The organism is Paenibacillus larvae subsp. larvae, assembly GCF_002003265.1.
Classification (GTDB): domain Bacteria; phylum Bacillota; class Bacilli; order Paenibacillales; family NBRC-103111; genus Paenibacillus_H; species Paenibacillus_H larvae.
The window spans coordinates 3,749,744-3,762,971 of sequence record NZ_CP019687.1; the positions used below are offsets into that span (position 1 = coordinate 3,749,744).

The 13,228-nt window shown below is 45.4% G+C and carries 17 protein-coding genes; 9 read left to right on the forward strand and 8 right to left on the reverse strand.

All coding sequences use genetic code 11. The features are described 5' to 3' along the window. Positions 1-32 precede the first annotated feature (32 nt). Both purU and tkt read left to right on the forward strand, forming a co-directional pair. Positions 33-908, forward strand: a complete 876-nt coding sequence (gene purU / locus BXP28_RS19480) for a formyltetrahydrofolate deformylase (protein ID WP_023484826.1) — start codon at positions 33-35, stop codon at positions 906-908. 123 nt (positions 909-1,031) lie between these two features. Then, positions 1,032-3,056: a transketolase gene (tkt, locus tag BXP28_RS19485; protein ID WP_023484827.1), complete on the forward strand. Its 2,025-nt coding sequence runs from the start codon at positions 1,032-1,034 to the stop codon at positions 3,054-3,056. 63 nt (positions 3,057-3,119) lie between these two features. On the opposite strand, the gene BXP28_RS19490 is transcribed toward tkt, so the two are convergent. Continuing rightward, a complete protein-coding gene (locus BXP28_RS19490; protein ID WP_077585285.1) occupies positions 3,120-4,034 on the reverse strand; it encodes an NAD(P)-dependent oxidoreductase in 915 nt (304 codons plus the stop codon). A 323-nt stretch (positions 4,035-4,357) separates the two neighbouring features. On the opposite strand from BXP28_RS19490, the gene BXP28_RS19500 reads away from it, so the two are divergent. The 4 genes from BXP28_RS19500 (at position 4,358) to BXP28_RS19515 (ending at position 7,240) form a co-directional block, all read left to right on the forward strand. Next, positions 4,358-5,710, forward strand: a complete 1,353-nt coding sequence (locus BXP28_RS19500) for a glucose-6-phosphate isomerase (protein WP_036655951.1) — start codon at positions 4,358-4,360, stop codon at positions 5,708-5,710. Between the two features lie 198 nt (positions 5,711-5,908). Then, positions 5,909-6,547: a YigZ family protein gene (locus tag BXP28_RS19505; RefSeq protein ID WP_023484830.1), complete on the forward strand. Its 639-nt coding sequence runs from the start codon at positions 5,909-5,911 to the stop codon at positions 6,545-6,547. Between the two features lie 71 nt (positions 6,548-6,618). Beyond that, a complete protein-coding gene (locus tag BXP28_RS19510; RefSeq protein WP_036655952.1) occupies positions 6,619-6,849 on the forward strand; it encodes a DUF1128 domain-containing protein in 231 nt (76 codons plus the stop codon). A gap of 100 nt (positions 6,850-6,949) precedes the next feature. Further along, a complete protein-coding gene (locus BXP28_RS19515; protein ID WP_024095313.1) occupies positions 6,950-7,240 on the forward strand; it encodes a hypothetical protein in 291 nt (96 codons plus the stop codon). Positions 7,241-7,350: 110 nt separating this feature from the next. Here the strand turns inward: BXP28_RS19515 and BXP28_RS19520 are convergent, their stop codons facing one another. The 5 genes from BXP28_RS19520 to BXP28_RS19540 all read right to left on the reverse strand — a co-directional run bounded on the left by BXP28_RS19520 (position 7,351) and on the right by BXP28_RS19540 (position 10,519). After that, entirely contained in the window at positions 7,351-8,058 is a 708-nt protein-coding gene (locus BXP28_RS19520; RefSeq protein ID WP_036655955.1) for an ATP-binding cassette domain-containing protein, read from the reverse strand. Between the two features lie 15 nt (positions 8,059-8,073). After that, the gene (locus BXP28_RS19525; protein ID WP_023484833.1) at positions 8,074-8,829 is read right to left on the reverse strand and encodes a hypothetical protein; all 756 of its coding nucleotides are present in this window, start codon (positions 8,827-8,829) and stop codon (positions 8,074-8,076) included. A 623-nt stretch (positions 8,830-9,452) separates the two neighbouring features. Further along, on the reverse strand, positions 9,453-9,752 hold the full coding sequence (locus BXP28_RS19530; RefSeq protein WP_023484834.1) for a hypothetical protein: 300 nt from the start codon (positions 9,750-9,752) through the stop codon (positions 9,453-9,455). Positions 9,753-9,776: 24 nt separating this feature from the next. Next, positions 9,777-10,298 (reverse strand): hypothetical protein, encoded by a 522-nt coding sequence (locus BXP28_RS19535; RefSeq protein ID WP_023484835.1) that lies wholly within the window; start codon positions 10,296-10,298, stop codon positions 9,777-9,779. Next, positions 10,295-10,519, reverse strand: a complete 225-nt coding sequence (locus tag BXP28_RS19540; RefSeq protein WP_036655957.1) for a spore germination protein — start codon at positions 10,517-10,519, stop codon at positions 10,295-10,297. The genes BXP28_RS19535 and BXP28_RS19540 overlap by 4 nt, the downstream gene beginning before the upstream one ends. Before the next feature lie 79 nt (positions 10,520-10,598). On the opposite strand from BXP28_RS19540, the gene BXP28_RS19545 reads away from it, so the two are divergent. Continuing rightward, the gene (locus BXP28_RS19545; RefSeq protein WP_023484836.1) at positions 10,599-11,138 is read left to right on the forward strand and encodes a hypothetical protein; all 540 of its coding nucleotides are present in this window, start codon (positions 10,599-10,601) and stop codon (positions 11,136-11,138) included. Between the two features lies 1 nt (position 11,139). Here the strand turns inward: BXP28_RS19545 and BXP28_RS19550 are convergent, their stop codons facing one another. Both BXP28_RS19550 and BXP28_RS25360 read right to left on the reverse strand, forming a co-directional pair. Beyond that, positions 11,140-11,586: an Hsp20/alpha crystallin family protein gene (locus BXP28_RS19550; RefSeq protein ID WP_023484837.1), complete on the reverse strand. Its 447-nt coding sequence runs from the start codon at positions 11,584-11,586 to the stop codon at positions 11,140-11,142. Between the two features lie 63 nt (positions 11,587-11,649). After that, positions 11,650-11,826, reverse strand: coding sequence for a small, acid-soluble spore protein, alpha/beta type (locus tag BXP28_RS25360; RefSeq protein ID WP_309554773.1), 177 nt, complete (start codon positions 11,824-11,826; stop codon positions 11,650-11,652). Between the two features lie 248 nt (positions 11,827-12,074). Here BXP28_RS25360 and BXP28_RS22980 point away from each other — a divergent pair, with 248 nt between their 5' ends. Together BXP28_RS22980 and BXP28_RS19565 are read left to right on the forward strand one after the other, a co-directional pair. Then, entirely contained in the window at positions 12,075-12,227 is a 153-nt protein-coding gene (locus tag BXP28_RS22980) for a hypothetical protein (protein ID WP_155116221.1), read from the forward strand. Between the two features lie 290 nt (positions 12,228-12,517). After that, complete coding sequence (locus BXP28_RS19565) at positions 12,518-13,108, forward strand: lipoprotein BA_5634 family protein (RefSeq protein ID WP_023484838.1); 591 nt, start codon at positions 12,518-12,520, stop codon at positions 13,106-13,108. Positions 13,109-13,228: the final 120 nt, after the last annotated feature.

Genomic DNA, 13,228 nt, shown 5'->3' on the forward strand with positions numbered 1-13,228 from the left:
AGAGAGAAACAGTGAGTGAGAGCCATACAAGAATGGAGCATACAAGCAGACAGGTGGGGGAAGAACGGGGAAGAATGCTGATTTCCTGTCCAGATCAGCCGGGCATTGTCGCGGCTGTTTCCCGTTTTTTATATGAACAGGGAGCCAACATCATTCAATCGGATCAATACACGATGGACCCTTCCGGAGGAATGTTCTTTATCCGGATCGAGTTTGACCTGCCCGATTTAGGGTCCCGGCGCAGCGTCCTGGAGCAGGATTTTGCAGAAGCGGCATCCCGCTTTGATATGCAGTGGAAGCTCTTCGTTGCAAGCGAGAAGAAACGCCTTGCCCTGTTTGTATCCAAGGAGGACCATTGTCTGCTGGAGCTGCTCTGGCATTGGAGGGCAGGGGATTTGGATGCCGACATTGCGATGGTGATCAGCAACCATCCGGACATGGAAGAACTGGTTCTACCTTTTGGCATCCCGTATTTTCATGTACCGGTGATTAAGGGTAAGAAGGAAGAAGCGGAACAGAAGCATCTCGAGCTGCTGGACGGTAAAGCGGATGTCATTGTTCTGGCCCGTTATATGCAGATTATTTCCCCGGCCTTTATTGATCATTATAAAAACAAAATCATCAATATCCATCATTCGTTTCTGCCGGCATTTGTAGGCGGTAAGCCGTATGCACAGGCGCATGAACGGGGAGTCAAACTTATTGGAGCCACGGCCCATTATGTAACGGAAGAACTTGATGGAGGGCCCATTATTGAGCAGGATGTACAAAGAGTAAGCCACCGGGATAATGTGGAGGATCTCAAGCGGATCGGACGGCATATTGAACGGATTGTATTGGCACGAGCTGTTAAATGGCATGTGGAGGACCGCATTCTGGTTCATGGAAACAAAACCGTCGTATTTTAATGGGGATTGATGGCGGAATCTTCCGGCAGTTTCCTTGAAATGGTACAAGGCAAGATTTACACTAGGAATAATGCACCGTCAGAATAATAAGATCAGGGATTTCGATATAGGAGGTTTTTGAATATGACAGCAAAGAACCAATCCATTCAGCAATTAGCGGTCAATACTATCCGGACACTCGGAATTGACGCCATTGAGAAAGCGAACTCGGGCCACCCCGGGATTGTAATGGGAGCAGCGCCTATGGCGTACACACTATGGACCAAGCAGATGAAACATAATCCGGCAAACCCTGGCTGGATTAACCGTGACCGGTTTGTTCTTTCTGCAGGACATGGTTCCATGCTGCTTTACAGCCTGCTTCATCTTTGCGGGTATGACCTGCCGATGGAAGAAATTAAAAACTTCCGCCAGTGGGGCAGCCTGACGCCAGGCCATCCGGAATACGGGCATACCCCAGGTGTTGACGCGACCACCGGACCTCTTGGACAAGGTGTGGGAATGGCTGTAGGTATGGCAATGGCCGAGGCTCATCTAGCGGCTGCTTATAACAAAGAAGATTATAAACTTATTGATCATTATACCTTTGCGCTTTGCGGGGACGGGGATATGATGGAAGGGATTGCTTCCGAAGCTGTTTCCCTTGCAGGAACTCTCAAACTCGGCAAGCTGATTATGTTTTACGATTCCAACGATATTTCCCTGGACGGGGACCTCGACATGGCATTTAATGAAGATGTCCAAAAGCGGTTCGAAGCATATGGCTGGCATGTGCTTCGTGTAGAGGACGGAACTGACATTGAAGCTATCAATAAAGCAATCGTGGAAGCCAAGGCCGAAACAGCACACCCTACGCTGATCGAAGTGAAAACAACGATCGGATACGGTAGCCCTAACAAAGCCGGTGTCGGCGGCCACGGCGGTACTCATGGTTCTCCTCTCGGAAAGGAAGAAACAAGGCTTACTAAAGAGTATTATGGCTGGCCGCTTAAGCCTGATTTCCATGTACCGGATGAAGTCCGTGAACACTATGGCAAAGTCAAAGAAGCAGGCATTCAGGCGAACAAGGAATGGGATAGCATGTTTGAAGAATACGCAGCGAAGTATCCCGAATTGGCCAAGCAGTTCAAGGACATGGAACAAGGAAAGCTTCCGGAAGGCTGGGACGCTGATCTTCCGACTTACAGTACGGAAGATAAAGGAATCGCTACCCGTGCCGCTTCCGGAAACGCGCTCAATGCCGCAGCAAAAGCCGTTCCAATGCTGATTGGCGGTTCTGCTGACCTGGCAAGCTCCAATAATACGGAAATCAAAGGGGCACCGGTATTCAATGCAGATAATTACGCCGGACGCAACGTCTGGTTTGGTGTCCGTGAGTTCGGTATGGCGGCAGCAATGAACGGTATGAGTCTTCACGGCGGTCTCCGTGTTTACGGAGGTACCTTCTTCGTCTTCTCGGATTACCTGCGTCCGGCTATGCGTCTGGCTTCTTTGATGAAGCAGCCCGTGATCTATGTGCTAACCCATGACAGTATCGGAGTAGGAGAAGACGGGCCTACCCACGAACCAATCGAACAGCTTCCGGCAGCGCGTTCCATTCCGGGATTGACTGTCTTCCGCCCGGCGGATGCTACAGAAACGACGGAAGCATGGCGCTACGCGATGAATCATCCGGAGGAAGGCCCTTACGCTTTTGTGCTAACCCGTCAGGCGCTGCCTAACCTGGAAGGTTCCGTGAAGAAAGCTCGTGAGAATTTCTCCAAGGGAGCTTATGTAGTGGCTGATGCGCCTAACGGACAACCAGATGCCCTCATCCTGGCAACCGGTTCTGAAGTCCAGCATGGAGTAGCCGCGCAGAAACTGCTCGCCGAGGAAGGCATTCACGTTCGCGTAGTTAGCATGCCAAGCTGGGAACTGTTCGAGAAGCAGCCTCAATCGTATAAAGATGAAGTGATTCTCCCTGCAGTCAAAAAGCGTCTGGCTGTGGAAATGGCAATGCCGCTTGGTTGGGAGCGTTATGTAGGGGACGAAGGGGATATTCTTGGTATCACCACATTCGGCGCTTCTGCTCCTGGAGACATAGTAATGCGCGAATATGGGTTTACTCCTGAAAACGTGGCGAAAAGAGTGAAGGCTCTTCTTTCTTAAAAATTTGTAAGCTTGTGAAGCAAATCCCCATTCCTTTCAAGGGAATGAGGATTTTTGCTGTTTTTAAGTTTCCTGGGTTTTAACAGAAGCCTGATGGCCGACTGTATGGCCCATCCATTCCTCATAGCACTGCACTCCCGCACATAAGTCCTTCTCACCGAGTCCTTTGCTGAGACCCATTTGGAATAGGGAAGTTGCTGCATGAAGAAGAGGGGTTGGGAGCTGGAATTCTCCGGTCAGCTCTGAAGCGAGCAGCAAATCTTTGAGCATAAGCTGGAGGGAAAACTGGACGCTGTAATCGCCGTTGATTATTTTCTCGCCCTTCAGTTCAGCCTGCCGGCTGTTGGCCGCTCCTCCTTTGACAATTTCCAGAAACAAGGAAGTATCCAGGCCGGCTCTAGCGGCCAGGGACATCCCTTCCATAAGGCCGATTGCGTTAATCCCCACAATCGTATTATGGGCGAGCTTGGTATACGAACCAGACCCGGAAGGCCCCATATACAAAACTTTACTTCCTAGATCCATCAAAAGATCGTAGTGCTGATTAAATGTATCCTTGTCTCCTCCTACCATAAACAAGAGAGTGGCACTTTCTGCGGCTGGCTTGCTCCCCGTAACGGGAGCATCCAGAAAACGGACTCCCTTGGCCGCCAAATCCTGATACAGCAGCCGGCTCAGTTTGGGTGAAACCGTGCTGCAGTCAATGACTGTCTGGCCCTCTGCAAGCTGTTCTATAAGTCCGTCTTTCCCATAAAATATTTCGCGGATTACTGCATCATTGCTCAGCATTGTGAATACGACATCTGTATCAGCTGCCGCCTCTTTCGGAGAAAAGGCCTGTTCGGCCCCGGACTGAACAAGTTTCTCCGCTTTTTCCGCCGTCCGGTTATATATTTTTACCGGATAATTCTTTTTAACCAGGTTAAGGGCCATAGGAAGCCCCATCGTGCCAAGTCCAATAAATCCGATACGCTTCATATTTTCACCCCTGTGCAAGTAATTGTCCTTGGTTTGTGAAAAAAGTGCCTGCCGTTTTCTGGCAGATTTTATATAACTGAAAGAAAAGAGGGCTTTTTCCGGGAAGGAGGATAAGTTTCCCACGAACGCAAGATCCGGTATGTTTGGGAAAACGCATACTGGAAATAAATTCATCGAAATGGCTCTTTCTTCTCAAACGCCAGGATTAAAAGATTGTTCTGTTTTAATCATTGTAACATGCTGTTATACCTCTGTGAACTTGCAAAGAGACAAGCAAAAAAGTATGCTAAGGAGAGAAAAAGAAGAACAAGGAGGAGAGAATTTTGAGTAAAAAAATACAGTTTGATTACAGCAAAGCCCTAACGTTTATGTCCAGCCATGAAGTGGATTATCTGGCAGACCAGGTAAAAACGGACCATGACCTTCTACATAATCAATCCGGGGCAGGTTCTGACTTCCTAGGATGGATCGATCTCCCCGTTAATTATGATAAAGAGGAATTTGCCCGCATTCAAAAAGCGGCGAAACAAATTCAATCTGATTCGGATGCCCTTGTGGTGATCGGAATTGGCGGCTCTTATCTGGGAGCCCGGGCAGCGATTGAAATGCTTACCCACAGCTTTTATAACCAGCTGCCCAAGGAAAAACGCAGTACACCGGAGATTTATTTTGTCGGACAAAATATCAGCTCCACTTATGTGAACCATTTGCTTCAAGTGTTGGAAGGTAAAGACTTCTCGGTGAATGTAATTTCCAAATCGGGGACAACTACAGAGCCCGCTATTGCATTCCGTATTTTCCGTGAAGTACTGGAAAAGAAATATGGAAAAGAGGGAGCCCGCAAACGGATTTATGCCACTACAGACCGGGAAAAAGGGGCTTTGAAAAAGTTGGCTAATGAAGAGGGATATGAATCCTTCATTATTCCGGATGATGTGGGCGGACGCTTTTCCGTATTAACCCCGGTTGGCCTTCTTCCGATTGCTGTTGCCGGGATCAATATTGAAGAGATGATGAAAGGGGCTGCCGATGCCCGCGAAGAATACTCGACCCCGGAACTGGCCCAAAATGCCAGCTATCAATATGCAGCTGTCCGCAATGCCCTTCACCGCAAAGGAAAAGCAATTGAAATCCTGGTGAACTATGAGCCTTCCCTTCACTACATATCTGAATGGTGGAAGCAGCTGTTCGGAGAGAGCGAAGGGAAAGACCAGAAGGGGATATATCCTTCTTCCGTTGACTTTACGACGGACCTTCACTCTATGGGACAGTTCATCCAGGAAGGATCCCGCAACCTGTTTGAAACTGTTCTGCTGGTGGAAGAGGTTCAGGAACAAATTACAATCGGGGAAGATAAGGACAATCTGGACGGACTGAACTTTCTGAGCGGAAAAACAATGGATTTCGTAAATAAAAAGGCTTTTGAAGGAACGATGCTGGCCCATACCGACGGCGGTGTGCCAAATCTGATCGTGAAGCTGCCGGATATGAGCGCTTATACTTTCGGATACATGGTTTACTTCTTTGAGAAAGCCTGCGGTATAAGCGGCTATTTGTCCGGGGTAAACCCATTCGACCAACCGGGTGTGGAAGCCTATAAAAAGAACATGTTCGCCCTTCTTGGCAAACCGGGTTATGAAGAAAATAAAGCCAAACTGGAGCAAAGACTTAAATAATGAAAAGGGATGGGGATGGGGCGATTTGGTAGTTCCGTCCTTTACCCTTTTTATATCAGCCATACTTTGTATGCGGGAATAAACTCCTCCCGAAGGAGGAGTTTATTCCTATAATCAAATTTCCATATTGTACAAATATTTTGAATTGTGTAAAATGGTATGAAATAGGCAATTAAAGAAAACACAGGAAGGTTAGGAATGATTCCACAGTATAAGACAGTACAACAAGAAAATGCAGCCGAAATCGTGATTAAGCGTTCCCGTTTTATCGGTCATGCGAAGCCCGTTTATACGGAAGAGGAAGCGGTCCAGTTTATTCAGAAGATTAAAAAGCAGCATGCAATGGCTACTCATAACTGCTCAGCTTACATGATTGGCGAACGCAATCAGATTCAGAAGCAATCAGATGACGGAGAACCCAGCGGAACAGCCGGGAAACCTATCCTTGAAGTCATCCGTAATCAAAAAATGCAAAATATCGTTATTGTAATAACGCGTTACTTTGGCGGGATTCTGCTGGGGGCAGGAGGCCTGGTAAGGGCTTATACGGATGGGGCTGTTGCCGCTATTGAAGCGGCCAGGCCAATTTACCGGATTTTACACCAGGAGATCCGTATTGACCTTGATTATACGCGGCTGGGCAAAGTCCAGAATGAATTAAGAAACAAAGGAACCATGCTGGGCGAATCACTGTTTACCGACAAAGTAAGCCTATTTTGTTATCCGCTTGCAGAGGAGGCGGAGTTTTTCATGGCATGGATGACGGATTTGACGCAAGGTCAAAGTGTGATTACGGCAGGAGATGTTATGTATAAGGATCACGAGACCCTGCCTTAAAATCAAATAATGGAGTCAATTCATAATAATGGTACAATAGATGCAGCTGTTTACACGAAAGGATGAAAAGGATGGATTTGAATCAATGGTCGGAAGAAAATGTACAGTTTATGTTTGAGGAAATAAAAAAGAAACTGAGGATGGCGACCGGAGGTTCCATAAAAGCTTCTTCCATAAGCGAGGAACAATATGAGGATCTGAGAGACTTATATGATATGGTGATGAGCAAGCCCCATTTCAGCATTAGTGAGATTGATGCCATCACATCAGAGTTAGGTAAGCTCCGTACCCGGCAGGCATAGTTCATTTGTCCCTGAGAGCACATTCATCCAATCGGGCTCTGCCTTTTTTACATATCTTGTATAGCGGTAGGACACACCCCGCAAGATAGGAGGTGGACGGATGAACACGAAGCTTAGTAAAGAGGACGTACAAAAATGGGTTGGCCAGCATATTGTGGCTTATAAAAAGGATGGGTCCCAGGTGAGCGGAAAGCTGGTTCGGGTCAAGGGAGACAAATTGTACCTTTCTGCAAACAATGGGAAGGAAGTCCATACCAAAGCCGTTATTCCCTTAGTTTTGTTTGATTTGCTTGCCATTGGAACTGGACCTGCCGCATTTGGAGGATGGGGCTTTGGACCTTACGGTTACGGAGGTGGGTTTTTCGGCGGCCCCGGACCGTTCTTTTGGTAAAATAGCCTGTATTTATCCACCAGTATTTTAAAAGGCTGTCCCTGATAAAGGGCAGCCTTGTTTTAGTGCAGCCAGCATGGGCGTTATCTATCCAAGCGTTGGGGAAAGTTCTACTGAACTTTTTGATTAAAAGCCTGGTCAGGATCGTGATGTTGTGTACTCTCTAAAAACTTCATATAAGAGCCTTCAAATTTTAGCTTTCCCTGATGCAGCAAATGAATCTTGCAATGAATTTTCTCGAATTCATGCAGAGTATGAGTGGAAAGTAACACAACGGCATTTGTATGCAGACAAAGAGCTTCTATTCTTTTCAGAATCTGAAATCTTGCTTCCGGATCGACCCCGGACGTCGGCTCATCGAAAATGTAAAGGTTTCTTTTCATCAGGGTAATGGCGAGAATACTAAGATATCTTCTTTCTCCAATGGACAATTGGCCATATTTGGCATGCCATACTCTTTTCATTAATTCTATTTCAGAAGGAGCCATATGTTCATCCAAGTACGGGGCATTGGAGAGTTTGATTTTGTTTTTATAATCCGTGTATAGAAAAAATCTAAAAAGATCCTTCCCTTTAAGAACATTGGGGAATAAAAGCCCTTCCAGCTGATAGATGATCTCCCTGTCCTCCGGTACTCCCCGTATTTCTTCAGGTCTTTTGATAAGGTTTGTAATTAAATCAAATAACGTGGTCTTGCCCGACCCGTTTTTCCCAATAAGTACATTGATTATTCCGGGGTGAAAATCAACGTTTAAACGATCCAAATTTTTTCTAGGGGATCCTTTGTGTTGAAAGGTCAGATTTTGTATTGATATCATAGCTTCCTCCATATTCTACGTTCGCTGTGTAGGTGAAGTAATTTTCATCCACTTCAGACTAAATAAGCCTAAGATAAAATAGGCTGAACCGGCTGTTCCTATGGATAATAAACCAAAATTATGAAAACTGTTGCCCGTTATGATTTCCGTTACAAGGAAAGTTAGGCTTCTTATTAACTCCAAAGGATTCAGGTACAGTAGTAGGATGCCCCATGAAGCGGAATGGGACAGGCTCTTGGCCGTGATAAAAAATAAGGCAAATAAAAGGATATTTAAGATAGTAACCAAAGACTCTTGTTTAATGGGAATAAGCAGGAGGATCAAAAAGAAAAAGGTTACCGGAATGGATGCAAACAAACTGGAAAACAGGGAACAGATTACAAATATTCCTGCATCTTTTAGATCATCAAGCATCATCAGGCCAGTAATGACGGAGAATATCAAGGTGGCAAGAAGAAGAAAGGCGAGCTGATTGAGTATTTTGCCCATAATCATAGCCGACTTGCTGCCGGAAACGAATTTAAACATTTTAAGAAATCCCGTTTCTCTCATAGCAATTAAACTGGTGGTTACGTCAATAGACATAACGAATATAATATACGCTATGAACATACTTGTTTGAACATAAAAGGATTGAATATCGGGTTTACTGTTGATCCAATCATAATGATAGACAACAAACGCAACTAATGGGAAAACCAAGTACCATAAAAATCCTACTTTATTCGTCAAAGTTATTTTTGTATATAGCCGGAAATACTCTTTTATCATGAATAATTGGTTCACCTTCTTTCAGAGAGTTGTAAATAGCTGGATCAGAGCTTGTATGGAAAGCTGAACCGGTAGTATGCTTGAAGCAACTTGTACATTAACAGATGTCTCTTAACCGACCGTTGAAGTTGTTAACGAGGTGTGTGTTTGATCAGGCTTGTCCTGCTACGGAGAAAACATGAAAAGTTATTCCTATGGATCACCTAAGCCCCAAAGTTGTTGTCAGAACGATTCAGGAACTAAATCTTTAAAATTCTTGAATGAGAATTGTCTCCAGAATGGACAAACGAGATGTATAAATGACTTTATATTAAGGTATATATTCCATAAAATACATTTATAACCATACACAATTATTGTATTGGCCGAAGTATTAAATGTCAATATGAGTATTCTGTTCATGAGATTTACAGTTTTTCACAGGTGAGAGGGCGGGGAACTATTTCCTTTTATACTTTCGGGTACGAATGCTGTTCTTTCCGAATAGGCTAATATGGAGTCCCAGGTATTTACCTGCGGGTTTTATTCCAGATGTTGATTATGCGGACACGCGAAACCAGGGAACGTCACCGACATTGGCACCCGTTCCCTGTAAGTTTCAAACCTCCACAGGAGGCCCCGTTCTAGGCTTTACCGAGGCCGGTTTGACCGGCGGATTCCTGGATGAGCCGCTGCAGCCAATCTGGCACTTCGGTGCCCGGCAGGTTCATCATATCAATAAAGTCAGAATCGTGCAGCAAAGATTTTGTTCCATCGATATGATTACCGTCACCTTCAATTGAACCGAATCCCTGGGTCAGCTTTTGGTGATTTTCGAAGGCAGCGGGATAATTATTTCCCATATTGAAACAGGAGGCCCCTTCGATAGAGCCGATCCGGATCATTCCGATAACAAATTGGGGGGAGAGCAGGGATGAACCCATGTCTGCACCTCTTTCTTCGCAGTTTTACCGGTTATCCTTTTGAACTGGGGAAATTTTGAAGCCGGATGCGGTCGAAGTAATGGGTACCGTTCCACTAGGCGAAGAAAGCTCTGGTCGGGAGAACCTTCGCTCCGGACGCGTGGGAGGGTTATTCCGTTTTTCGGCTGATTCAGTTATTTCCCGTTGATTCGTATGGAGTTCCGGAGTGGTTTTGGATTTTGCAGGTGAAGGTTTTTTCATGTTAGTACCAAAATTATTACCAAGATTCAAGGAGCCGCTTAATTCTTTTATATCCAAAGCATCCAGACGGAAACTCAGACTATCCATCGTGGCATGATGTACATGCATCGTATGAATGTGTATGTTTGGAGGAGATGTTTGCTGAGGCGGAGGAACAGAAGCCGGGGCCTGCTTCTGCTCCCGAAGAGTTTCCTTCAACAGCCTTTCCAGTTCCTGTATCCTGGTTTCCAGCCGCCTGATATCTGAAGGCTGGATAGTAGAAGATTCCGGCTTACGGCTTATTCGGCCGGCCAGCCAGCGGATCATGGCTTCTCATTCATTTCCGGGCCTATTTCATCCAACACATCCTTATCACATACAACGTGACTGCTGTTTGCATATTGGTTTTTCCGGCCCCCCAGTTTACCGAAGCCTTCATTTTTTTTGCTGGCCTGTTTCCATCCAATCAGATGGTTTTCCCCTGAGTGAACGGCCGAAGAATCCGAGATAGAACCGATTTGAACGGAACCAAAATGAATACGAGCCAAAGCGATCCCTCCCTTCAGCCTGGCCTCCAGGCCAGTTAGTTCAGATAAACCCTGAAAATAATCAATGAGGTGGTATACGATGACAAATCAACAACCGGGTCCGGGCGGATGGTTCAACTGGGGGGTATTTGAACAATGGTTTAAACAAAACTCCCCGCTTCAGAACATTCCCTTCTTTTTTGGTCAGGGTACGGATTGGTCCTGGCTGCAAGATTATATGAAGCAATTTAACGAACAAATGACGGGGTCCCCGGTTCCGGACAGAAAGTGTCAGTCGGAAGCTAATGCTGCGCCTGCTTCGCCGAGAACGCAGCAGCAGGCTGCCCTAAATTCGCAAAACGGGAACTTTCACTATGAACTGATTGATTTATCACATAAAATGAAAGCACGTCTGCATCTCCCTGAAGAAACTGACCTAAAGCGGATTAAACTATTTGCAGGTGATCATCAGCTGAGGGTGGAAGGTCTACCTAAGGATCAGACGGAAATCATTCCTTTACCCTGTAAAGTTGCCAGCCGAATGGGGAAAGCTGTTTTTCAGGACGGTCTCCTGGAAGTATCGCTTTTTAAAGATACCGGTGTTCATCTTCAGGAAATGAACATTGAGTTCAAGCTGTAATTTAGGCAAATTCTATGGGGATCTTTGTCTCTTTTTGATCTTGCTGAAGGGGAATACGAACGGTTAGAAGCCCGTTGTAATAATGGGCTGTCATCTCCTTAAAATCCAGCTTTGATTGGGCGGGAAACGGCACCTTGCATTCGAAGGGTCCAAAAAAACGTTCTGCCCGCAAAATTTGATGATCCATTACTGAAAACGGGCGAACCAGTTCCCCTCTTAAAACCAGTCCATGGCCGCTGACACAAAGAGATATCTGCTCAGCTGAGTAAAGGCCTGGAAGTTCGGCACTCATCCACCATTCTTCCTCGGTTTGGTATACATCAATGCGGGGGCCGTTTTTAGGGAGAAGTCCGGCCATATCCTGCCAAAAGTCTTCTCCCAGAACTTCGTTTGCCTGAGCATGAATAGACTTCCAATTGATATTGGATGACAGAGGTTGATTTTTCATTGCCTCACCTGCATCTCATAATCTTCGTACAGTACAGTCTATGAGGCTAATCCTTGATTCTTGCTACATTTTATTACGCCGGCTGCTGCTTCCTCTTTGTTCAGGGCTGGAATCGGAAATCTGCTCTTTAGCCATCCGGATCATTTCCTTAACCATGGAGCCCCCGATTCGTCCCCCCACTTTTCCGGCATCCTCGGATTTGAGGTGCCCGTTATATCCCTGATGCAATGGAACTCCCAAGGAACGTGCTACTTCATATTTAACGGAATCGGGCTTTCCCCGGACGGCTTTAAATCCTTCTTTTTCCGCTACTTTCGCTTTGAAAATATCAGGCTTTGCTCAGCGCCGGGCCAAGCCGTTCTGCGGTTTCTTCTTCTGGCCATCTTCTCACCTCCTGCTATTAGAATGCCCAGAATTTGCAGTATATGATGGATTTCTTCAAGAGCCTCGGTTATAATAACGATGTAAAAATCCAAGAGGTTTTCCAATTGGATCGCTGCGGAACCACAATCAAGCAGGAACTGCTTGCCGGCATTATTTCTTTCTTCGCCAACACTGCTTACTTTAATTATGGCTATTGTGCTTTATATCCGGTACATTCCTTCTGTTTTGTATGGTATAGCGGGGATATTTCTGCTTAATTTCATTTTGTATGCAATTCAGTAAAACAACATTGATTCAGTAAAACCCTGGAAACTATAAGAGAGCAATAACTTTGCAGTCCGGTCCGCGATGCGGCTAGACTGCTTCTTTTTTATACTGTTTTATACCGTTTTGTAACTTATAAAATAGCCGGGCAGGTTCTGCCTAACCTTACAAAACTGTCATACTGGGTCACCTTAATCGATAGAACCTTATTTCTCGGATTGATAGGGTAAAGCGTATTGGGGAGGATACAGCCTCTACTTAAAAAAGATGGGAGAGATGTCTAATGAGAAAAATGGCAGGTTTCGGCCTTTCACTTGCTTTATTTGCAATTCTGCTTTCCGGTTGTTCTTTATTTGGGGAGGGGGCGAACGGTGTTCTTATTTTTGGTGATTTTAAACAGGTGGAAGCCAAGATAGAGGAGAAAAAATCTGATCTTGCCAGTAATGAAATACAAAAGATTAAAGTAGCCAAACAGGGGGATGAAACGGTTCTGATCATGAGCAAATCAACAGCAGATTCTCTTCAAAAGAAAGGGTTATTCAGGAAAATCATCGACAAAGACAAAACGGAGATTTTAAGTTCGTTCCCGAATGTATCCAAAGGAAAGCCCCTGCTTTTTGCTAAAAAAGAAAGTTCTTCCTTGACCTTGGACGGCAATCAGGTAAGCGTGAAGTATGAAGGTAATTATATAGTTGGTCCTGGCCGCACATATGCTGATCAGATCGTCATAGCAGATGATGCGGATATGGTCGCTATGCCCGGAACGGAAAAGGCTATGGGAATTCTGGAAACCAAAAAAGACCCGTCCGAACAAATAGGAAGCTTTGGGGAGAATGTGGACAAGGTTCAATCTGTTACCATCAAGAAGACATAACATTCCCCAGAATTGAGTCAATTCTGCCTGGTTATGTCCGGTTCATGTAAAGTTACTTGCGTATATGAGATGCCAAACAGCATTTTTGCGGGTATTGGTATTTTTTTACACAGATGCCTT